At 52.8% G+C, this 22674-nt stretch carries 19 protein-coding genes; 11 read left to right on the top strand and 8 right to left on the bottom strand.

Features of this window, described 5'->3' with window-relative positions; genetic code table 11:
- Positions 1-204: 204 nt before the first annotated feature.
- The 5 genes from CEK60_RS20110 to ccoG all read right to left on the bottom strand — a co-directional run bounded on the left by CEK60_RS20110 (position 205) and on the right by ccoG (position 6705).
- Positions 205-1116: a tripartite tricarboxylate transporter substrate binding protein gene (locus CEK60_RS20110; RefSeq protein WP_232471418.1), complete on the bottom strand. Its 912-nt coding sequence runs from the start codon at positions 1114-1116 to the stop codon at positions 205-207.
- A gap of 219 nt (positions 1117-1335) precedes the next feature.
- Positions 1336-2244 carry a tripartite tricarboxylate transporter substrate binding protein gene (locus CEK60_RS20105; RefSeq protein WP_232471417.1) on the bottom strand — a complete coding sequence of 303 codons (909 nt, stop codon included), beginning with the start codon at positions 2242-2244 and terminating at the stop codon, positions 1336-1338.
- Positions 2245-2426: 182 nt separating this feature from the next.
- Complete coding sequence (locus CEK60_RS20100; RefSeq protein WP_089040510.1) at positions 2427-3788, bottom strand: MmgE/PrpD family protein; 1362 nt, start codon at positions 3786-3788, stop codon at positions 2427-2429.
- A complete protein-coding gene (locus CEK60_RS20095; protein WP_089040509.1) occupies positions 3785-5047 on the bottom strand; it encodes a CaiB/BaiF CoA transferase family protein in 1263 nt (420 codons plus the stop codon). Before CEK60_RS20095 ends, CEK60_RS20100 begins: the two co-directional genes overlap by 4 nt.
- 194 nt (positions 5048-5241) lie before the next feature.
- Positions 5242-6705, bottom strand: coding sequence for a cytochrome c oxidase accessory protein CcoG (gene ccoG, locus CEK60_RS20090; protein ID WP_089040508.1), 1464 nt, complete (start codon positions 6703-6705; stop codon positions 5242-5244).
- A gap of 309 nt (positions 6706-7014) precedes the next feature.
- On the opposite strand from ccoG, the gene mapR reads away from it, so the two are divergent.
- The 8 genes from mapR (at position 7015) to gltS (ending at position 15363) form a co-directional block, all read left to right on the top strand.
- The gene (gene mapR, locus CEK60_RS20085; protein ID WP_089040994.1) at positions 7015-8424 is read left to right on the top strand and encodes a GntR family transcriptional regulator MpaR; all 1410 of its coding nucleotides are present in this window, start codon (positions 7015-7017) and stop codon (positions 8422-8424) included.
- A 218-nt stretch (positions 8425-8642) separates the two neighbouring features.
- Positions 8643-10055, top strand: a complete 1413-nt coding sequence (locus CEK60_RS20080) for a cytochrome ubiquinol oxidase subunit I (RefSeq protein ID WP_089040507.1) — start codon at positions 8643-8645, stop codon at positions 10053-10055.
- A 17-nt stretch (positions 10056-10072) separates the two neighbouring features.
- Positions 10073-11080 (top strand): cytochrome d ubiquinol oxidase subunit II, encoded by a 1008-nt coding sequence (gene cydB, locus CEK60_RS20075; RefSeq protein WP_089040506.1) that lies wholly within the window; start codon positions 10073-10075, stop codon positions 11078-11080.
- A gap of 54 nt (positions 11081-11134) precedes the next feature.
- Positions 11135-11257, top strand: coding sequence for a DUF2474 family protein (locus tag CEK60_RS20070; protein ID WP_089040505.1), 123 nt, complete (start codon positions 11135-11137; stop codon positions 11255-11257).
- Positions 11258-11359: 102 nt separating this feature from the next.
- On the top strand, positions 11360-12211 hold the full coding sequence (locus CEK60_RS20065) for a sensor domain-containing diguanylate cyclase (protein ID WP_089040504.1): 852 nt from the start codon (positions 11360-11362) through the stop codon (positions 12209-12211).
- Positions 12212-12421: 210 nt separating this feature from the next.
- Positions 12422-13132 carry an IclR family transcriptional regulator gene (locus tag CEK60_RS20060; RefSeq protein WP_089040503.1) on the top strand — a complete coding sequence of 237 codons (711 nt, stop codon included), beginning with the start codon at positions 12422-12424 and terminating at the stop codon, positions 13130-13132.
- Positions 13129-14079 carry a formimidoylglutamase gene (gene hutG, locus CEK60_RS20055; protein WP_232471416.1) on the top strand — a complete coding sequence of 317 codons (951 nt, stop codon included), beginning with the start codon at positions 13129-13131 and terminating at the stop codon, positions 14077-14079. The genes CEK60_RS20060 and hutG overlap by 4 nt, the downstream gene beginning before the upstream one ends.
- 78 nt (positions 14080-14157) lie before the next feature.
- On the top strand, positions 14158-15363 hold the full coding sequence (gltS, locus tag CEK60_RS20050; protein ID WP_089040502.1) for a sodium/glutamate symporter: 1206 nt from the start codon (positions 14158-14160) through the stop codon (positions 15361-15363).
- A gap of 192 nt (positions 15364-15555) precedes the next feature.
- On the opposite strand, the gene CEK60_RS20045 is transcribed toward gltS, so the two are convergent.
- A complete protein-coding gene (locus CEK60_RS20045; protein WP_089040992.1) occupies positions 15556-16872 on the bottom strand; it encodes an MFS transporter in 1317 nt (438 codons plus the stop codon).
- A gap of 364 nt (positions 16873-17236) precedes the next feature.
- Between CEK60_RS20045 and CEK60_RS20040 the strand changes: the two genes are divergently transcribed.
- Complete coding sequence (locus CEK60_RS20040; protein ID WP_089040501.1) at positions 17237-18391, top strand: M20 metallopeptidase family protein; 1155 nt, start codon at positions 17237-17239, stop codon at positions 18389-18391.
- A 60-nt stretch (positions 18392-18451) separates the two neighbouring features.
- On the top strand, positions 18452-19957 hold the full coding sequence (locus CEK60_RS20035; protein ID WP_089040500.1) for an AbgT family transporter: 1506 nt from the start codon (positions 18452-18454) through the stop codon (positions 19955-19957).
- A 12-nt stretch (positions 19958-19969) separates the two neighbouring features.
- Here the strand turns inward: CEK60_RS20035 and CEK60_RS20030 are convergent, their stop codons facing one another.
- On the bottom strand, positions 19970-20866 hold the full coding sequence (locus tag CEK60_RS20030; RefSeq protein ID WP_089040499.1) for a LysR family transcriptional regulator: 897 nt from the start codon (positions 20864-20866) through the stop codon (positions 19970-19972).
- A 267-nt stretch (positions 20867-21133) separates the two neighbouring features.
- Between CEK60_RS20030 and CEK60_RS20025 the strand changes: the two genes are divergently transcribed.
- Positions 21134-21580 (top strand): GNAT family N-acetyltransferase, encoded by a 447-nt coding sequence (locus CEK60_RS20025; protein WP_232471415.1) that lies wholly within the window; start codon positions 21134-21136, stop codon positions 21578-21580.
- A gap of 107 nt (positions 21581-21687) precedes the next feature.
- Here the strand turns inward: CEK60_RS20025 and gcvA are convergent, their stop codons facing one another.
- Positions 21688-22575 carry a transcriptional regulator GcvA gene (gene gcvA, locus CEK60_RS20020; RefSeq protein ID WP_089040498.1) on the bottom strand — a complete coding sequence of 296 codons (888 nt, stop codon included), beginning with the start codon at positions 22573-22575 and terminating at the stop codon, positions 21688-21690.
- Positions 22576-22674 lie beyond the last annotated feature (99 nt).

Raw genomic sequence — 22674 nt, 5'->3', positions numbered from 1 at the left:
ATTTGCGGAATTAGTAAAACTAAAAAGGCCAGGAGACTAGTTTGACAACAATGCTTTACGCCTTCCATTGACGAAAAATAAGGGTTCGCCTATTAAATAGTTAGGCAAAGAAAATAAAACTTAAAATAACGAAGAGATTAAATACTAGGAAAGCGGCGTTAAAAAATGCGGCGAAAGAATTCGCCGCATTAAAATCAATTATGATCAATCTTTACTTTTATCTAATTCTTTTTGAGCTGTTTCACTAATTTGATAGGCAAATTCAGTGTACTCTTCAGGTCCCATCCAGGAGTCAGTGACCCCAGCACTACGCGCATAGGCTTGATAATGCTCGGTCCTCATCGCCTCATGGAATGCATCCGCAATTTGTTGCTGCAGTTCCATAGGCATATCAGCGGGGCCAAATATCCCCCTCACCTGTACCCAGCTTGAGTCAACGTCGTAACCTTGCTCTTCAAGGGTGGCGACATCAGGAAGACTCTCTAGTCGCTCTTCACCATGCACTCCAAGTCCTTTTAAACGGCCTGCATCAAAATACGCTTGGGCGCCGCTCAAGTTAGACATACCCACATCAATATGACCACCTAACACGGCGGCAATAATGTCGGGCGTAGCATTAAATGGCACCCACTCAAACTCTACCTCAGCAACATTTTCGAGCATGCTAAGGCCAATATGCTGTGTGGAGCCTTGGGGGCCAAACCCACCAACGGTGACTTTGCCATCACGCTGCCTAGCTTCTTCAATCAGGGCATCTAAATCATCTAACGGCGAGTCACTGCGCGTCCAAATCAAGTTAGGGTCGGCCTGTGCAGACGCGATCCAACTAAAGTCGTCTATAGAGAAAACGCCCTCTAAATTTGTCAGCATGCCGGTAAAGTGAGAAAGCGTATTGACTGCAAGCGTTAGCCCATCCGGCGCAGAAGAGCGTACCCGTGTCATCTGACTAGCGCCACCGCCGCCAGGCGAGTTCACTACCGCAATCGACTGGCCTATCTGGGGCTCCAATGATTCAGCCAACGTACGCATAAACACATCGGCGGAACCACCTGCTTTGGTATGCATAATCACGCGGACGGTATCTTGGGGCCACTCTTCTTCACTAGCAGACACCATAGCGCTTGTCGCCATTACTGATATGACTGTAGCGCCCAACAGTATCTTAGATATTACATTTCTCTTTATAGTAAACATGGGCATGCACCTCTTTTGATAGCTCTTTTATAGCTATTGTTATAGCGTTATTAAAATATAGTTGAGAGTTTATTTTCACTCACTAAGGAGCGTTAGTTAATTACTTCCCGTTAGCAAAACTAAAACCACTAACTTGCAAACCTACTGATCTAGTTCCGCTCTAGCCACCTCGCTAATGCGATACGCAAACTCGGTGTACGCTTCCGGCCCCATCCAAGAGTCGGTAATTCCCGCATTCCGGGCATAGGTTTGATAATGCTCGCTCTTCATGGCCTCATGAAAGGCATCAGCAATTTGTTGCTGAGTTTCCATCGGAATGTCTGGTGGCCCAAATACACCCCTAACTTGTACCCAGCTGGTATCCACATCAACGCCTTGCTCAGAAAAAGTCGGCACATCGGGAAGGGACGCAAGGCGCTCATCAGCGATAACGCCTAGCCCCTGAATTCTTTCGGCATCAAAAAACGTTTTTAACGCACTAAGATTAGAAACCCCAACATCCACATGCCCGCCCATCACGGCGGCCACAATGTCAGGGGTACCGTTATATGCAATCCATTCAAACTCGACATCAGCCGCATTCTCAAGCATCGAAATAGCGATATTTTGTGTGGATCCTCGAGGGCCAAACCCGCCCACACTAACTTTACCGCCACCCTCTTTCGCCTTATCAATCAGTGCATCAATGCTATCTATTTCTGATGTTTGGTTTGCAAAAACAATATGAACATCTTCTTGGGTAGAGGCTATCCAGGAAAAATCATCCAGCGCAAAAACACCGTTTAAATTGGTCAGCATCCCAGTAAAGTGGGATAGCGTATTAATACCAAGCGTTAAACCATCGGGATTTGCCCCCTCAAGACGCGACATCTGAGTAGCACCCGCACCTCCCGGAGAGTTGATCACCACAATCGGCTGGCCAATTTGTGGTTCCAATGACTCGGCGAGTGTTCTTATAAATACATCTGCCGACCCACCGGCCTGGGTATGCATAACAAAACTAACAGGACCTTGCGGCCAACTGTCATCACTCGCGTTTGCAGCAGTCAATGGAAGTGCCACTGATATTAATGCAGCTCCAGCTATTAACTTACGTAAAGGAGTTTTCTTATTAACCACGTTAAATACCTCAATCATTATAATTGTGATAACCACTTTTTCGATACTGGCACAGCCCCCACTTACCGACCACCAACGATAAATTGGGGTTTGGTTAACTTATTGTCTGTCACTTATGAATTAAAAAACTCGACTGAACCTGGCAGTTCGTTACTTGACATAACGACTTCTTCCAGCGCATGACGCGCAACAGGTGAAAGCAAGTCGCTTGCTAACTCGTGATACTTTTCAAACAGCTCAGCATCGGTCATCGGATCCTCAGGATCCCCTTTCCGGGTCTCCTGAAGATGCTGGTAGGTATTGCCATCAACGGTGGTGACAATGACATTGGCCATCCGTTGGCGGGGATAACGGGCGGCAATATCGGCACATTCAGAAACACTCACCTTGGGCATTAACGCACGGATATGCGCATCTTCCAGTACTGACGGTTCAAACGCTTGCAGCCTGACCTTGCCCAGCACCAAGTAAGCGGCAATACAGTACTGAATGCTGAAGCGCGCCTCTTGAGCAGTGGAAGGAGTCGGGCGATTGCACATAGAATACGTCGCTCCGTAACCTTCGATATGAATGGATTCAATGCTATCCGCGGTGATTGGCGCGGAAGCTTGCAACGCTTTTAAGCCATCCAACGCGGGAAAAATATGCCCACAGCAGCCGTGATTTTTCACTGTCATGCGGGTAATCGGCGTCCAATCATCAAGCCCCTCAAGTGCTGCACTCCAATTACCGGTTGAGTCGCTGGTGGCGGCCGCAAATCCATTACTGGCATGCAGACTATCCAGCGATGCGGTTACCCCTTTTGCCGCCGCCATTCCCGCCATTAATCCTGCATCGGCGGCATGGCCAGCATGCAGCGGCTTGGCCATGCCCTCGCCCTGCAAGTTCTGCTGATGACCACCAGCAAAACTACTGGCCAACCCAATAGCGTGACCAATTTGTACTGAAGTAGCACCGAGCAGCATCGCGGTAGCAACCGCCGCCCCGACGGTGCCCACCGTGGCGGAGGTATGCCAGAAGCGGTAGTGGCTTGGCTGGATGGCTAGGGCAATGCGGCAGCCCACTTCATACCCGCCAATAATGGCGCGATGAAGCTGCTCACGGGTGGCTTGGATATCTTGCGCAACGGCCAATGCCGCGGCAACCGTTGAGCTACCTGGATGGTAACCGCCATCCTTGAAAATATCGTCAAACTCAACGGTGTGGCTCGCCGTGGCATTTAGTAAAGCGGCATAACGTGGCGACCCGAGGTGCCCATCCACATAACAAACCGCGCCGCCCTTCCCTCGAGTTGAGGAAAAGGCTTCTGATAACAGCGTGGCAGGCGCTTGGTTACACCCTGGCAGCGTCGTAGCGAACCAATCCAACAGTGCCCGACGAGCGGCCCAGTCAGTCTCAGCGTCCAGCGGGCGGGTGCTCCAGTAATAAGCAGATTGGGCCAGTTGTTCAAGCGGGTTGGGCATAGTGTTATTCAAGGCTGATCTCCTGAGTTGCTATCTGCACCCATGCCTATCTCTACATCAGTGGTACTCTCTAAAGGCCCAGCAATTGCCCCAGCAGCGGTAAGCGTCTCTAAATCCTGCTTTGAATAGCCCAAGCTCATCAGCACCTCGACGGTTTGCGCGCCCACTTTTTGCGGTGGTGACGTAATGCCTCGGGTACCTTCGGACATACAAAACGCTGACACTGGAACAGTGAGCGCTTGCTCTATGTCTGGGCTTAGCGGCTGAGCATGCAAAACGCCCCTGGAATGAATATGTGGATCGTCCAACGTTTCTTCTAGCTGCCTAATCCGCGAGGCAGGAATCCGCCGCTTCTGCAAAAAAGTTTCCCAGTAGTCAGCGGTCATGGTGCCAATGATCTCAGCAATGACTTTTGCTTCCTCTGCATGACTATCAAGCCGTTGATTATTATTTTGTTTAATCATGTCCTCCCTGCCCAAGGCCGTCCACAGGCGTTTTTGCTGAGTTAAGTTAGAGGCAGCAATCATTAACGGCTGGTCAGACGCTTGGTAACAGCCAATCGTGGCAAAGGGAAAAGTATTGCCTTTGGGCTCTGGTTTTTTGCCGTTCCATAGCAACGCCGTCAGATAAGGACTGGACAGCATAAGCGCTGTATCCGACATCGATACATCCACAAACTGACCGTTACCGCCGTTGCGCTCACGCTGGAACAGGGCGGTTGAGATGGCAAACGCGGCGGTGGTGCCAGTGGCATAATCTACCACTGGCGCGCCACTTTTTAGCGGGCCGGTATGCCGGTCACCAGTCATTGCCATCATGCCCGAGTAGGCTTGGATAACATTATCGTAGGCGGTGAGCTCTCGGCGCGGGCCAGTGCTGCCAAAGGCTGAAATAGAGCAGTAAATCAGCTGAGGGTTGAGCAGTTTCAGGTCTTCGTAACCCAGTCCCAGCTTTTCTAACGCCCCAGGCCGATAGTTTTCGACAAACACATCTGCGGTGACGAGCAACTTCTTTAACGCCTCACGCCCCTCGGGATGTTTAAAATCGATCGCCACGGCTTTTTTGTTACTGGCTTGGGACATAAAGGCGGTTCCCAGCCCTTGGTCATTAAGCGCTCGGTCAGACCCTTGCATACGTGCTTGGTCTGGGTCACTAGGCGACTCAACCTTGATCACATCGGCCCCCAACACCGCCATCTGATAGGTAGCGAAAGGGCCCGCCAATACGTGGGTAGCATCAACAACACGAATGTTTTCAAACGGGGAAGACATAACGGCCTCAGTGCACTTATTCATTTTTGTTGATCAGCAACGGTATCCACCGATCCATATTGCATTAACAATGCATAAATAAACTGAGTATGTGGACTGACAAAACGTCAGGTGATGCTTAACAAATGGTTCGCAGAGTGCGTTTTATAGAGTTCTGAGTAAGTAGTCACTCAGAACTCTATGCATTTTAATTACTAATTGCTCGATGGCCCCAGGAAACGCGTTTCACTAACACGCGTTACCGATGGCTTTTCCAGCGATGTAAAGCGCAGCTCAATGGGGTGGCTGGGGTGAGTCAAAACACCCTCATCGGCGCTGAGAGCAACCCGTAAGCGACGAGTCTCGTTAGCCTCTACGTCAATGGTTTCCATGCCTTGTAAGCGCAGCCCTGGCAAGCCGGATGCCGTTAACACATAGCGGTGAGGATCGGTATCTTGATTGCGCAGCGTTACGTTGTAGTAGTTGACGATGCGTCCACTTTCGGTGCCTTCAAACAACGCTTGGCGATCTCGCGCAATATCAACATCAATGGGTACACGGGTATTCAAGAAGCCAACGAGTAGCACCACCATAGAGAGCAACGCCACAGCATAAGCGATCAGTTGAGGGCGCCAGAAACGGGTGCCTTTTCCCTCCAACGCGCGCTCCGTGGTATAGCGTACGAGGCCAAGCGGTTTATTAAGCCGTGCCATGACGCTGTCACAGGCATCAATACACGCGGCGCAGCCAATGCATTCGTACTGCAGCCCATCACGAATATCGATCCCTGTTGGGCATACCTGAACACACAGCTCACAATCGATGCAGTCACCAACACTGGATGTCTTAGCAGCTTTTTGATGATGATTACGGCGAGGCTCACCACGCGCAGCATCATAAGAAACAATCAGTGTATTAGCATCGAACATTGCCGACTGAAAACGCGCGTAAGGACACATATGGAGGCATACTTGGTGGCGTAGCCAACCCGCATTCAGGTACGTAAAAACCGTGAAAAAGCCGATCCAAAATAGCGCCCAGGGGTGCGCACTCAAGCTGACAAAGTCCACCACTAACGCTCTAATCGGCGTGAAGTAACCGACAAAGGCGATCCCCGTTGCCAGCGCGATTAGCAGCCAAGCCGCATGTTTAGCGGTTTTGCGCCACAGCGTGTCAAAAGTGCGTGATGCGTTATCACGACGTATACGACGGTGCCGTGGCCCTTCCAAGCGATGCTCAAACCAGATAAACAGAAAGGTCCAAACGCTTTGCGGACAGCTATAGCCACACCACACGCGCCCCGCCGCTACCGTGATCAAAAACAAGCCAAAGGCGCACAGCACCAAGATCCAGGTGAGCAAGATAAAGTCTTGTGGATAAAACGTCGCCGCAAAAATATGAAACTCTTGCGCAGCGAGATCAAACCATACCAGCGGCCGGTCCCCCCAATTAACCCATGGCAAGCCAAAATACAGCGCCATTAACAACCAGTTTGAGTAACGCCGGATGCGTTGAAAGAAACCGCCAATTTCTCGCACATAAATATGCCCAAGCTTGGATGGCTTATTACTGGGTGGCTTGTTACTAGCAGGCTGATGACGGGAATCATTGGCAGAAGGCGAGTGGTATTCAACCGCTGCCTCAGTGGTTAAATTTTGCAGTGGAATGCGTTGCGTCATACCGATATCCAGAATAGAGGGAATGGAGGTCATACGGTCGAGGGGCGTCGCCGATTATTAACCACCACTATCCCCACTACGCTGACTAACAAACAGGCGCAGTTTTAGATAAATATTGCGTATCAGTTGAGTCGAAACAGCTTATAAATTTACCTTCTGATATGCTTTTTATTAATGAATTTGAGCCTGTTTTAAATTTCCCACATCCGTCACAGTGGCATTTCCCTCTAGCAGAGAGTTTCACTTGTGCCACTTAAAACTGTGATGGAGTACCCTGGGGCTATCCTCAACGCACCGACGGTTTATCCCATGAAACGTTACGAACAATTTGCCGATGAGATCGCCACACTGATTCGTCAGGGCGTGCTTGGCCCTGGGGAGCGAATTCCGTCGGTTCGCCAGGCCAGTCGTCACCATGGGATCAGCCCATCCACAGTGTTTCAGGCGTACTACCTACTCGAAAACCGTGGTCTCATCACCGCACGAGCACGCTCAGGCTATTTTGTGCGTGAACATGCTCGGCGCTTGCTGGGTGAGCCACGTGTGACGCTGCAGCCCACCGACCCCGCGGAAGTAGAAGTCAGTGAGCTAGTGTTCTCGGTGCTAGATTCACTGCAGGATGATCGAACGGTGCCCTTTGGGTCGGCCTTCCCAAGCCCTGAGCTTTTCCCGCTTTCTCGGCTGAGCACCAGCATGACACGTGGTCTGCGCGAGCTTTCTCCTCAGCAGGTAGTGGCCGACATGACCACCGGGCATGTCGACCTGTGCCGACAAATCGCCCTGCGCTACATGCTGGGGGGAATTCAGCTTCCAATGGAAGAGCTGGTGATTACCAATGGCGCGATGGAAGCGCTCAACTTAGCCCTGCAGTGCGTGACCCAACCTGGCGATTTGGTGGCCGTCGAGTCCCCAGCGTTTTATGCCAGCTTGCAAGTATTGGAGCGGCTAAAACTGCGTGCAGTGGAGATTCCAGTGCATCCGCGCGAGGGTATCGACCTTGATGTGTTAGCAGAGCGATTGGCGTCGCTACCTATCAAAGCCTGCTGGTTTATGAGCCATCTGCAAAACCCGCTCGGCGCCAGCCTAAGCAATGAACGCAAGCAGACCCTTTATCAACTATTAAAGCAGCACCAAGTCCCCATGCTAGAGGATGATGTGTATGCCGAGCTGTACTTTGGCAGCACACCGCCTACCCCAGTGAAAGCGTTTGATGATGAGGGGTTAGTGATTCACTGCAGCTCTTTCTCGAAATGTTTGGCGCCTGGCTATCGCGTTGGCTGGGTAGCGGGGGGACGCTATGCCGAAGCTATTTCACGACTGAAGTTAATGACGACTATTTCGCCTTCCATTCCCGCACAGGCAGCCATTGCCGACTATTTACAGCACGGCGGCTATGACCGTCACTTACGTAAGCTACGCCACGCTCTAGAAGCCCAACAAGGTAGTATGCTGGCGTCTGCAGATCGCTACTTTCCCACCCAAACACGTATCACTCGCCCTGATGGCGGCTACTTTTTATGGGTAGAGTTTCCTGAAAAAGTTGACTCACTACGTTTATTTAACATGGCGCTCGACCACGGTGTTAGCTTAGCACCAGGCCCTATTTTTTCTGCAACCCAACAGTTCCGACACTGTGTACGCTTAAGCTATGGCCACCCGTGGACAGCACGCAGCGAGCGGGGCATGGAAACCCTGGGGCAACTATTAACTCTGTTTTAATACCCTTGTTTTAACAACTCGGCTCTAGTAGATCGGCCATAACTCATTGCTGTTATGTTGCTTACCTCGTGACACCTCTCAACTGATATGGTTTTTTAATGAAAAACTGAGTCTGTTATGAAACACAGCAGGCAATAGACTATTCCGATGAAGCCACACAGCGGCTATACCGGCCCACTATTGAGTTAAAGAGAGTGGCTGTCACCGGAGGAAGCACCATGCTCGGAATTGAGGCCATTGACCTGGCCAGAGTTCAGTTTGCCTTTACTATTTCCTTTCATATTATCTTTCCTGCCATCACCATCGGGCTAGCCAGTTACTTAGCGGTATTAGAGGGGCTATGGCTAAAAACCCAGCGGGATACCTATCGTCTCCTTTACCATTTCTGGTCAAAAATATTCGCCGTTAATTTTGCGATGGGTGTGGTATCCGGCATTGTGATGGCGTACCAGTTTGGGACCCACTGGAGCGGCTTTTCCGCCTTTGCAGGCAGCGTCACAGGGCCTTTGCTCACCTATGAAGTGCTTACCGCCTTCTTCCTAGAAGCCGGTTTTTTAGGCGTAATGTTATTTGGCTGGGAGCGTGTCGGCCGAGGCTTACACTTTTTCGCTACCTGTATGGTCGCACTCGGCACCATCGTGTCGATGTTTTGGATTCTCTCCTCCAACAGCTGGATGCAGACACCTCAAGGGCACGAAATCGTTAATGGTGCTGTGATTCCAGTTGACTGGGTGAAGATTGTCTTTAACCCCTCGTTCCCCTACCGACTTGCCCATATGGCGCTAGCCGCCTTTTTGAGCACAGCCTTATTCGTTGCCGCCTCCGGCGCTTGGCTGCTGCTGCGGGGCAAGCAGTCCGCCGAGGTGCGCACTATGCTCTCCATGGCGCTGATTATGCTGGCGATCACCGCTCCGCTTCAGGCCGTGGTGGGCGACTTTCATGGTCTCAATACGCTTAAGCACCAGCCTGCCAAAATCGCCGCTATCGAAGGGCATTGGGATAACAGCAGCGGCGAGCCCACCCCACTCATTCTATTCGGCTGGCCCGATATGGCGCGCGAAGAAACCCGCTTCAAACTGGAGATCCCCGTGCTGGGAAGCCTGCTGTTACGACATAGTTTGACCGAGCAGGTGCCCGCCCTTAACGAGTTCGCCCCACAAGACAGACCCAATTCGACCATCGTATTTTGGAGCTTTCGCTTGATGGTGGGGTTGGGCGTATTAATGATTTTGCTTGCCATCGTGGGCAACATCCTGCGCGTCAAAGGCCGACTTTATGGGTCCCGTAGATTTCTTATCTGCACCCTATGCATGGGGCCAGCAGGATTGGTGGCACTGCTAGCGGGCTGGTTTACCACAGAAGTAGGCCGGCAACCCTGGGTGGTTTACGGATTATTAAGAACCGCCGATGCAGCTTCCGCACACAGTGCTGTTCACCTCAGCATTAGCTTAACTATTTTTGTGGTGGTGTATCTGGCGGTTTTTGGCACCGGCGTTATGTACATGTTGCACCTGGTAAACAAAGGCCCAAGCGAGCCCTCCGCACCTACGTTAGGCGGTCCGGGCCATCATCGCACGCCTGCTCGGCCTCTCTCGGCAGCCAATGAAACGCTGAGCAACACGACTCACTAATTAGAACGGGGCGCACCATGGGAATTGATCTATCACTCACCTGGGCCATTATCATTCTGTTTGGATTGATGATGTATGTGGTCATGGATGGGTTTGACTTGGGCATTGGCTTGCTCTTTGTGCATGTTCATAACGAGCAAGACCGAGACATTATGATGAACACCGTTGCGCCAGTGTGGGACGGTAACGAAACGTGGTTGGTGCTAGGCGGAGCAGGGTTGTTTGCTGCATTTCCCCTCGCCTATGCAGTCGTGTTGGAAGCGCTCGCTATTCCACTAATCGTGATGTTACTAGGGCTGATTTTTCGTGGCGTCGCCTTTGAGTTTCGCTTCAAAGCATCCCCCGAGCGACGGCATGTATGGGATAAAGCCTTTATTGGCGGCTCGCTGCTGGCAACGACGGCCCAGGGCATTGCATTAGGTGCTTATATTCAAGGTATCGCTTTCGATGGCGTTCGCTACAGCGGAGGTGCGCTAGATTGGCTAACGCCATTCTCGCTGTTTTGCGGTATCGGCCTGCTGTTTGCTTATGCACTGCTTGGCAGCACCTGGCTGATTATGAAAACTGAAGGCCCCTTGCAACAGCGGATGTACCAGATCACTAAACCGTTAGTCATCGGGCTACTCATAATGATCGCCCTGATAAGCGTATGGACACCGCTTGCCTATCCAAACATTGCGTCACGCTGGTTTTCGTTACCCAATCTACTGTGGTTCTTACCGGTGCCGCTATTAGTGGCAATCACCGGCTGGTGGCTGTGGCGTGCCATTACTTATCAGCGCAACGCGCTTCCCTTTATTTTGGTACTAGGGCTGGTTTTTCTAGGCTATAGCGGTTTGGGAGTTAGCTTGTGGCCAACCATTATTCCACCGAATGCGTCTATCTGGCAGGTTGCCGCTCCGCCCCAAAGCCAAGGCTTTGCCCTAGTGGGAACACTGTTTATTTTACCAATTATTTTGATGTACACCGCATGGAGCTACTACGTCTTCCGCGGCAAAGTGAAGCCAGGTGATGCCTACCATTGAACAAGCTGACGTTGATCAACGTACTGGTATTAAGGAACGTACAGGAGCAATGCAATGAAATCACTCGCTAAGCGTTTAGGCTGGTTAATGACCCTTTGGTTGTCGAGTGTTGGTGTTCTGTTACTGCTTTCACTGGGAATTAAGCTCATGATGGGGCTAGTGGGCTTAACCAGCTAAACGACTGACTTTGTCTGGTCAACGTATTAGGCATTGGGTCATAGGTTATGATCGCTCTTTGGCAGCTTTCCTGCCACTGAACAACGTTCACCGGATTCGCCTATGCCCGTTGACCTGCAAGCGCTCTATCCCAAACTAGTGCATCTGATGCTGGACACGGTCTTCGTGGTCGATGAAGACCACCAAATCATGTTTGTGAGTGATGCCTGTGAGTCACTGCTTGGTTACCGTGCCGATGAACTGACCGGCACTTTAATCACCCATTACATGCATCCTGACGATCTCGCGCTCACGCAAGCTTCCATTGTGCGGGTCATGAGCGGTCAACAACACGTCGATTTCCGCAACCGCTACCTCCGCAAGGATGGCAGCACGGTGCACATTCTATGGTCTGCTCGCTGGTATAAAGACGAGGAAGTTCGCATCGGCGTCGCCCGAGACGTAACCGCCCTAATGCAAGCCGAAGAAGAATTGCGCTTCCTTGCCCATCACGATCCACTAACGAAGCTGACGAATAGATCACTCTTCTATGATCGGCTCGTTTCAGGCTTGGGCGCGGCTCATCGCCATCAGAGCAGCCTTGCGCTGCTGTTTCTGGATATTAATGATTTTAAGGTGATTAACGATACCTATGGGCATGCCATAGGAGATGAAGTGCTCTGTACGGTGGCTCGACGACTGGAAAGCTGTCTACGTGAAACAGACACGGCCGCGCGAATAGGCGGTGATGAATTTACTATTCTACTGACGGGCATCCAATCAATGGAGGCCGTTACACACAAGGTAAATCAGATTCTCGCCATCATGGCCGAGCCACTGAGCGTAGAATTCGGTGCGATCAACATGCCGTCTTGCAGTATTGGTACAGCTTGCTACCCCATCGATGGAGACGATGCAGATACGCTGCTCAGGCATGCTGATAGCGCGATGTACAGAGTAAAAATGCATCGGTAAAGCACAACCATTGCGTTAGGCGTTTTAAAAAATCCGACGTTACTGATACCGCTGGAACATCGCGTTGCCCCTTGCTATTTCACGCCGACAATACCCCACCCTCCCATAGCAAGACTAAAGTCTAAGAATTTTAATTATCAAAAATTGATAACTTTTTTTTCTTTTATCTATTTTGCTGCGTATCGTTTATCAAAATTTGAGGTAATTGCGATGGGACCATCCGACCGCATGCTAGCGCTACTGTGCTGCCTAGCCAATCAAGGGGAAGCAATGACGGTGAAGTCGCTGGCCGAGCTGACCGCTCAGCCAGTCTCAACCGCATACCGCCACCTGCGCCAACTTTTGGCCTGGGGCCTAGTCAGCGAGCGCGAGGGCGGTACCTATGCGCCGGGCCCTCAGGCGGTACGTCTGCACCAGGGCTTCGAGCACAACAACGAGCTGCTTCGCTGGGCTCGCCCAGTGTTGACCGAGTTGACCGAGACCACTCAAGAGAGCTCGGCGCTGCTGGTGGCAGCGCGTGACCACGCCCTCTGCGTAGAGATGATCGATAGCCCACAGCCGCTGCGTTGCTGCTACCACCGAGGCCAGGTGCAACCGTTACTCAAGGGTGCCAGCGCTCGAGCGCTGCTGGCCTGGATGAGCGAAGAAGAGCGCCAGATGGCACTGATGCTTCGCTCGGAGGCGGAGCGGGACGATGCCCTGATCGGCCTTGAGGCTATTCGCCAGCAGGGCGTAGCGGTCAGTCTGGGCGAAATCGATCAAGGGGTGTGGGGCGCCAGCGCGCCAGTGTTCAACGGCCGCGGTCGTCTCAAGGCGGTGATCAGTGTGATGGCCCCCAGCGCCCGGGCTCAAGACCGAGCCGAGACTCTGAGCGAGGCCACGCGCCTCAGTGCACAACGATTGGGAGAACTCCTGCAGTGACACAAGCAGATAATGAGGCGGCGCTGATGGCGCCCTGGCAAGGCCGGGTCGATAGCACGGAGACAGGTGACGCACGGCGCTGGCATCAGGTGATGCGTCCGGCCTTTCGGGCCGAGGCGCCGGGGCGTGCTTTGTTAGGGTTCTGTTCTGATGCTGGCGTAGCCCGCAACCAAGGGCGGACGGGGGCCAGTGAAGGGCCCCTGGCGCTGCGTCGCCAGCTAGCTAACCAGGCGTATCATCTGACGGCACCGCTGTATGATGCTGGCGATGTGGTCTGCCAAGGCGACAACTTAGAGAGCGCCCAGCAAGCCTTCGCCGGGCGGGTGTCCGAACTGCTCGAACAGGGGCATCGGGTTATCGGCTTAGGCGGCGGCCACGAGATCGCCTTCGCTAGCTTCTCGGGGCTGCTGGCTCACGCCCAGCGTCAGACGACGATGCCGCGCCTAGGCATCCTCAATCTGGATGCCCATCTCGATCTGCGCCAGGCCGAGCGCGCCAGCTCCGGCACGCCCTTTCGGCAGTGCGCCGAGCTGTGCCAAGAGGCGGGCATCGACTTCCACTACACCTGCCTTGGCGTGAGTCGCGGCGGCAATACGCCAGCGCTTTTCGCCCGCGCCGAGTCGCTGGGAGTGGAGTGGGTGCTCGACGAGCAGTGTCGCTCGCTGGATAGCCCCGCGATGAAAACCGCTCTTGAGCGGCTGCTGACACGGGTTGACTGGCTCTACCTCACCATCTGCTTAGACGCCCTACCCGCCTGGATTGCCCCGGGCGTCAGCGCCCCTTCCGCCCGGGGCATCGAGCTGTCCCTGGTTGAGGATGTCATTGATCACCTAGCCGCACGCGTTGCGCTGCCAGTAGTGGACGTAGCCGAGTTCAATCCAAGCCTGGATATAGACGCGCGAACAGCCCGTGTGGCGGCCCGTCTGGTCGAGCGCCTGGCGCGCTAACCAACGATTAACCGGTCGTCAACGGCCACCCCTACCCGACCGCCCTGAGCGGCACATAACAACTCATGGAGCATCACCATGCACTTTACTCTGGATGCCGTGTCCACCACGGCACTGGCGCTGATATTGCTTGCATTTGGCGCCGGGCTTAAGCGCCGGCTCAACTGGCTGGAACACTTCTGCGTTCCCACCCCAGTGATCGGCGGTTTCGGCTTCGCTCTGCTGGCCTGGCTGCTGCGCGATCTTGGCTTGGTTACCTTCGAACTTAACACGGCGATGCAGAGCCCATTGATGATCGCCTTCTTCACCACCGTCGGCCTGGGCGGAAGCCTGGCGCTGCTCAAAAAAGGCGGCAAGGCGCTGGGTATCTATCTAGTGGCCTGCTGGCTGTTGGCGCTGATGCAGAACGGCGTGGGCATTGGCATGGCCAGCCTGCTAGGCCTCGACCCGCTGATCGGCCTAATGGCCGGAGCCACCTCCTTAGAGGGCGGCTTCGGCGCAGCAGCGGCCTTTGGCCCTGAGGCGGAAGCCCTAGGCGCCCAGGGAGCCACTACTGCCGCCATTGCCTCTGCCACCTTCGGCATGATTGTCGGCGGTGTGATCGGTGCGCCTATCGCCCGCTGGATAATCGACCGTCGGCAGATCCCGGTTGTCGCCGAGGACGTGCATGACCTGGAGAAACTGCAAGCCGAGGAGCGCCCCTCTCAAGCGCCCATCGACAGCCGCACCCTGCTGCGCGTGCTGGCCGTAATAGTCCCGATCATGGTGCTGGGCGTGTGGTTCAAAGAGGCTCTGTCGACCCACCTGGGGATCATCCTACCGAGCTATGTGGGCGCCATGTTTGTCGCCATCCTGCTACGCAATCTTAATGATCGCTTCCACTGGGTCAGCATGCCGGACAACGCCCTCGCCACTCTGGGCGACGTGGCCTTGGGCGTGTTCCTGACCATGGCAATGATGAATCTCAAGATCTGGCAGCTCCAGGAGATGGGCGGCTCACTGCTGTTGATCCTGCTGGTGCAGACCTTGGCCATCGTCTTCCTGGCCGTGGTGGTGATGTTCCGCCTGCTGGGCCGCAACTACGACGCCGCAGTGCTTACCGCGGGCTTTATTGGCCACGGCCTAGGCGCGACTCCCAATGCGGTGGCAAATATGAGTGCGGTGTGCGAGCACTATCGTGTGGTGTCGCATAAGGCCTTCATTATCGTCCCGCTGTGCGGCGCCGTGCTGATCGATATTGTCGCCATCCCCGCCATTACCTGGTGTCTGAACGCCTTCGCCTGATCGCTGTTCGTCCGACAACGCTAGCCTCTGGGTTCAGCTGGCGTTGTCGTTTTTATCGCCGATGCCGCTAGGTATCCGTTGCCTCTAGCCCCCCTCTGCTACCGGTGATAGCAAACCCTGGCAAATCGCCCTCCTGGCATCTTCTCCAATTCCTCCATGGCTTTCGACCGTATAACGCTAATCAGAAACGCATTAGGCTACGTTATCCTCTTTCGTAACGGGCTCTTCGATGGGCTCGCCATTCTCATCCAGCAATTGGTGGTCATAGGCTGCTTGGAGACCCGTCTCTTCAGCAGCGGGCTGCTCCTCTTGCAGTGGTTCTTCTTGCGCTGACTCTTCCACCAAGTCTGCCCAGTAATCAATGTGGCCGGGATAAGCTGGCGATATAATCGCCACCACAATGCCGACGACCGAAAATAGCGAAAATGCATAGGCATAACCAAAACCGTCCACCAGCATACCGACAACCGGCGAGCCTACTGCCTGCCCAAGCGCACAGGCCATGAAAGGTAAGACGGGCCCCATGGAAAGCCGCCCCGGCAATAGCCGAATGCCCGTCATCAGATACAGTCCCGTTAAGCTCATGTAAGCAAGTCCAAACACCATGGCGGAAAATATCGCCAATGCTAACTGGCTGGGACTGGCAGCAAGCAACGCCAAGCTTGAAGACAGCATCATTAGCATTAGTGCCTGCGTAATAGGAGGGTTATTACGGTCAGCCAAATCACTCACTACGGCACCTCCAAGCCCAGCAAGTCCTACGGCAAACCAAAGCCAGCCAGTTTGATTAGGAGGCAACCCACCAAGGGTAACGGCCAAATCAGGCGCAAAAAGCCAGAATGGCGAAGACACAAACCCCATCGCGAAAGCAAAGAGTGATAGCCGAGTAAGGCGCGACCACTGTAGCCGCGTGATTGGCGGTGGCGGTGCCGCATTGGCTGGCACAACCCGAGAGACCGAAGGGATAAAGTACCAGGCAGCAATCACCCCTAAACCCGCCAAAACAGCAAAGCTAGTGTAGGTAAAGCGCCACGCATCGGCCAGGAACACGACTGTCGGCACTGCTACGATAATGCCAATACTGGTGCCAGCATTCATGATAGAGCTAACGCGGCCATGCATTGTTCGGCTCACCAACGCCTGCATAGCAGCCGTCAGAGCGGGCATCATCAAGCCAGTACAGATCCCGCAGACAAACACACCTACGCCGAGCGAGAAGGCACCAGACGACTGGCTGATAAAGACCAGCCCGGCCACACCGAATCCACCGGATAACACTGCTAAATTACGCGCACCAAGCCGATCGGCTGCAAGCGGTGCAAACAACGTCGCCAAGACAAAACTAATAAACGGCAGCGCCCCGATAATACCAACTAAGTACGCAGTCAGTTCTAGTTCGGCGCTAATGGAAGGTACAAACAAACCAAACGCAAAGCGCGCAAGTCCATAACTAATCGCGACCAGCGCTGCACCAAATAGGGCAAACCCCATGTTCGACAAGGTCTTCATACCGAGCACTCCACGGCCGTGTGTGTCTTGTGCATCAAGCTGATCTATCAACTGCGCCACCAATAGCCTACTTTGCTGGGTGATTGCAATCTCCTGCTGTGCGGCTGCCGCAAAGAGGTATGATTTAGTCGATAAGCAGAATGCTTAAGTTAAAAATAAGCATTAAAGAAGGTGACACTGAAAATTTCACCGCTAGCTGCCAAGGGCGTTGATAACATCGCTAGGAAGCAGCTTCGGTTGTATCCCCCCATTATTGTTGCTTTGAAAGCAACAAATTCGTCATTAAAACGACTCCTTTCTACCCGCCAAGTCGCTTAGCTTACAAAAAGCCGAATAAAGGCACCGACAACAGTAGGGATAGGAAATGTTTTCAGATAAACAAGTTGGTGAAGCCACCGCTTTGCGGCATCGGTTGCACCAGCAGCCCGAGCTTAAATTCCAGGAAAATAACACCGCCGCGCTGGTCGCGGAGCGGCTAAGAGCGCTTGGCTATCGCGTTACCGAAGGTATTGCCACTACAGGCGTTATGGCTGAGCTAGCGACCGGTCGCGAAGGCCCAGTGATTGCCTTTCGCGCCGACATGGATGCGTTACCCATCGATGAAGCCAACACGTTTGAGCATCGCTCCCAACGGCAAGGTTTGATGCATGCCTGTGGTCACGATGGGCATACCGCCACGCTGTTATTGGCTGCCGAGGCCATCATAGCGCTGCGTGACGAGCTATGTGGGCACATTAAACTGCTATTTCAGCCTGGCGAGGAAGGTGGCAATGGTGCCGACATCATGGTCAAGGCAGGGGTCTTGGAAAACCCCAAGGTGGACGCGATATTTGGCTACCACAACCGCCCTGGTTTCCCAGCAGGCCAACTGTTTGTTAAACCCGGGCCAGCTATGGGCGGTAACGACACTTATAAAGTCACTATTGAAGGTACTTCTGGCCATGCCGCCATGCCGCACTTGGCGGTCGATCCTATTTATGTCGGGGCGTCACTAATACAGCAGTTGCAAGGGTTAGTGAGCCGCCACAAATCGCCGCTGGAAGCAGGCGTGATCACTGTAGCCGCTTTCCATGCGGGCGACGCCGCCAACGTGATTCCTGGCCAAGCCGAACTGTTAGTGAATATCCGCAGTGACCGCCCCTCTTCACGCGAAGCACTCGCAGGCAAGCTTGAGCAGGTAACCGCGGGCGTATGCGCAGCCCACAGTGCGCAGTTTCATCTGGAACACCTACACCAGGTGCCACCACTGGTTAACGACTCAGCGTGGTCAGAACGCGTGCTAACGATTGCCAACAAGCACGCAGTAAGCCACGACATTCAGCAGTTGGACTATATGCCCACCATGGGGGCGGAAGATTTCGCGTTCTACCTGCAGGAAGTACCGGGGTGTTTCTTCTTTGTCGGTAATGGCGATAGCGCCTATCTGCACAACGAGCACTACGACTTTAACGATGCTGTTCTGCCGGTCGCAGGCGGGATGTTTGTGGCGTTGGCAAAAGAGTTGCTATCACGAACTTAATTCTCTGCAAGCCTCTCATTACGATTAAAAAAATAACGTTAAGAAAAAAGGATTAATACGATGCAAGGTGTTCTTTCATCTATTGAGCGTGTGGGTAATAAGCTCCCACACCCGTTTATTCTCTTTGCCATTTTAGCGGGCACTGTTGTAATCCTCTCAGCCCTGCTTTCGTCACTCGGCGTTTCAGCGGTTAACCCGCAAACCGACGCGGTGGTGCAGGTACGCAGTCTACTCTCGGCTGATGGCATTGAGTTTATGCTGACCAGCGTGGTCAGTAACTTCGTTAACTTCCCTCCCCTCGGCCTTATTTTGGTGGTGATGTTTGGCATTGGTTTGGCCGATAAAGTGGGCTTAATGTCGACCTTGATGCAGGTGAGCGTGGCGAAAGCACCACCCGCTCTGCTCACTTTCTGCGTTTTTATGGCGGGTATTTGCGGCAGTATTGCCTCCGATGCCAACTACCTGATCCTGATCCCTCTAGCTGCCATGGTGTACTACTCGGTGGGCCGCCACCCAATCGCCGGTGCAGCCGCCGCCTATGCGGCGGCAGGCGCCGGGTTTGATGCCAGCCTGTTTATTACCGTCGGGGATGCGCTGTTTGCTGGCATAACCACGGAGGCTGCACGCTTGGTAGACCCAGACGCCTACGTCTCACCTGTGGATAACTACTACTTTGTGGCCTGCTCAGTGTTTGTGCTGGCAATTATTGGCACGTTAGTCATCGATAAGATCGTAGAGCCGAGGCTGCAACGCACCCTACCGATGAGCAAAGACTTTAAAACTGACATCATAAAACCGGCATTAACCGACGCAGAAAAGCGCGGTCTAAAGCGGGTAGGCGTTGCCACACTGATTTACCTAGCGCTGATCTTAATTGCCGTGGTACCCGAAGCATCGCCACTGCGCAATGAAGAAGGCGGTTTGATTCCCTCGCCCTTTTTGCGCTCACTCGTGCCACTGATGTTTGGCTACTTTGTCACTATTGGCTTGGTCTATGGCATCACCACCGGTAAGATCACCAGCAGCCGTGATGTACCACAACGCATGGCGGAGTCTGCCAGTGACTTAGCACCTACCCTAGTACTGTTCTTTGCAATTTCGCAGTTTATTGCTTATTTCCGCTGGTCAGAACTGGGGCAATTTATTGCTATTGAAGGCTCCAATATTCTGCAAAGCACCGGATTTACTGGGCTACCGCTAGTAGGCGCGTTTATTGCGATGAGCGCAGTACTGAATGTCTTTATGACCAGCGGCTCCGCTCAGTGGGCATTAATGGCTCCGGTATTCGTACCGATGCTGATGATGATCGACTTCGACCCAGCCTTTGTGTTGGCAATGTTCCGCATAGGCGATTCCAGCACGAACATTATCTCCCCCATGAGCCCATATTTTTCGGTAGCACTGGTGTATATGCAGCGTTATAAGCCAGATATGGGGCTAGGCACGTTGATAGCCACCATGCTGCCGTTAGCCATAGGCTTTTTGCTCGCCTGGTCCGCGTTTTTGATGTTCTGGCTGGCCATGGGCTGGCCAATTGGCCCAGGCGTATACATGATGGCTAACTGATACTTCAGTAAGTCACTGCATCGCCATCATTAACTTCCACAAATAGTCGGCAGCGGGCGAAAGCCTTCTGCCGACTCTACGCACCAAATTGCCCTGGCTGCTAGCCGCCATAGGGTGATCAATGGGAATCGCCTTCAGCAAACCCGCATTTATTTCACTGCGTGCAGCAGCAGCCGTCATAAACGACACGCCAATCCCGGCACAAGCCATCCTTCGAGACACCGAATGCAGGTTGCAACGATAGGCAGGCGTAGCCAACTGCCCGGCAGCACCAAATAGCGCATTCACGAACTGCTGAGAGCCCGAGACATCCGGTAAAAAAATCAACTTGTGCTGTAATAACTCCGTGATCGACACGCTCTCTTGGCGAGCAAGCCGGTGGGACGGTGCTACCAGCGCACACAACGGCCCTCGTTCAAAGGAGTGCACCACTAACCGTGGGTCTGAAATGGGGCCGTAGGTAATCGCAATATCTACCTCGTCGCTGGCCACCATCTCATGGGGTTCTCGGGGGTAATAAATCCCTGTTTTAATCTCGATCAGCACATCGGGATACTGCTCGGAAACACGGCGCATCACATGGTTGATAAAACTATCCACAAAGCCGTCACCTACCGAGACGACCACTTTCCCCGACTGTAAATTGCGTAACCGGGACAGCGTATCTCCCAGCTCTGAATTCAACCGCCGCTGAGCAAGAAACCCTTCCACTACCAATTGGCCTGCCTCGGTCAACGTCACATGCCGCCCTTGACGCTCCAACAACGCCATGCCCAATTCCCGCTCCAACCCCCGTACTTGACGGCTTACCACAGAGGGATTGATATGCAGATGCTCCGCCGCCGCACGAATGCCGCCGCAGCTGCTTACCTCAAATAAGTAAAATGCACGTTTATCCAGTAGGGTCATGATGATCTCGTGTGAATAACTTCGCGCCGGTGAGCTAGCACATCAGCTTTTTCAAACCAACAGCAACAAAATGCCCCTACCTAAGGCAGCTTGCACCCAGGCTTTTTATGTTACATAAATACTTTAATTTTATAGTGACAGGCCACGTGTGCCTATCCAAATCAGAACACGCGGCCTAAAGTCAAAAAATCACCCAAACGCTCACATAAAGACATCCATACAAAAATAGAATGTAAATTATTCTGAATACGAGAGGAGTAGGTTGCGTTGCAAATCGCTGAGATAACACCCTCTGAAGTACCAATGGAGCTACTTCTTTTAGCGGACCCGTCCGAGGAGGCCATTAAAAGGTACCTATATCAATCAAGGTGCTTCGCAGCCTACGACAAAGGGGCAATCGTCGGAGCTTGTGTTATCAAACCAATTTATGAGGGAGCACTGGAACTGATGAACATTGCCGTTTCACCATCGGTTCAACAGCATGGTGTTGGCACCCAACTGCTTAGATATGTTATCGAAAAAGTGAAGGAATCAGGTGCACAGCGCCTAGAGGTGGGAACGGGCACATTCGGCTATCAACTGACCTTCTACCAACGCCAGGGCTTTAGGGTTGATTGCATTGATAAAGACTTTTTCTTGAAGAACTATCCTGAGCCTATCATTGAAAATGGAATTCAGCACAAAGATATGCTTCGGCTAAGTCTGACATTTTAGCCCTCCTTATAAGATATCGGTTAATAACTTAGCATATTATTAGATGACTCTATAAAAAAGCAGTCATTCTTAAACCACCGCCAACAAAGCATTTAGATTGATCGTTATCAATCTAAATGCGCACGAATCCACTCAATAAAAGCGCGCAATTTATAAACTTCAACCATATGCTCTGGGTACGCCATATAATAAGCATCTTGACTCTTAAGTGAGAACTGCCAAGGAATGACTAACTTCCCCTCATCAAGCTCTTCCTGAGCAAGAAACTTTGGCACTAGGGCAACACCGCAGCCCGCGCGGGCCGCTCTTAACGCCATATAGAACGTATCAAATCTTGGGCCATGGTAGCTGTGCTCCGTATAGAGATCTTGTGCTTCAAACCAGTCATGCCACCCTTCGGGCCGAGTAGAAACCTGTAACAACACCATGTCTGTTAAGTCTAATGGGTCGCGAACGGTTGTCTGCTCCATGGCGGTAGGCGAGCAGACAGGCACCACCTCTTCATCCAGCAACTTAATACATTCCGCCCGCGGCCATACGCCATGACCAAAAAAGAACGCCGCCTCTATACGCTCTTTTTGCATATCAAACGGTTCGGTACGATTAGCAATATTGAGATTAATATTGGGATATTTAAAGCGGAACCCGTTGAGTCTGGGGATAAGCCACCGCGCCCCAAAGGTGGGCAATGTGGCGATATTCAGCACATCTGCCTCTACGCCGTAAGACTGCATATAACGCGTGGACATTTCGACTTGGGCTAATATTTTACGCGCTTCGCCGAGATAGACCGCTCCCTCTGGCGTCAGGTGCAGACGCTTTCTCACCCGCCTGAATAACGGATGTTGCAGGGTAACCTCTAGTTGTGACACCTGCTTACTCACCGCACTTTGCGTCAGGCTCAGCTCATCCGCAGCCCGCGTAAAACTGAGATGCCTTGCCGCGGCCTCGAAACAGTTCAGGCTGGTCAAAGAAGGTAAGTTTCGACGACGCATAGCATTCCTACTTGGTGAAATTAAGGAATGATGTTTTTCACAAACATCGTTTGATGAGCTGCCACATGCTTGGCAATACTGCTCCTGTAACCAATTTAC

It is taken from the genome of Halomonas sp. N3-2A (assembly GCF_002216165.1).
Classification (GTDB): domain Bacteria; phylum Pseudomonadota; class Gammaproteobacteria; order Pseudomonadales; family Halomonadaceae; genus Vreelandella.
Note: the sequence above shows the minus strand (reverse complement) of the source record. Positions and strands in the feature narration are given on the sequence as shown.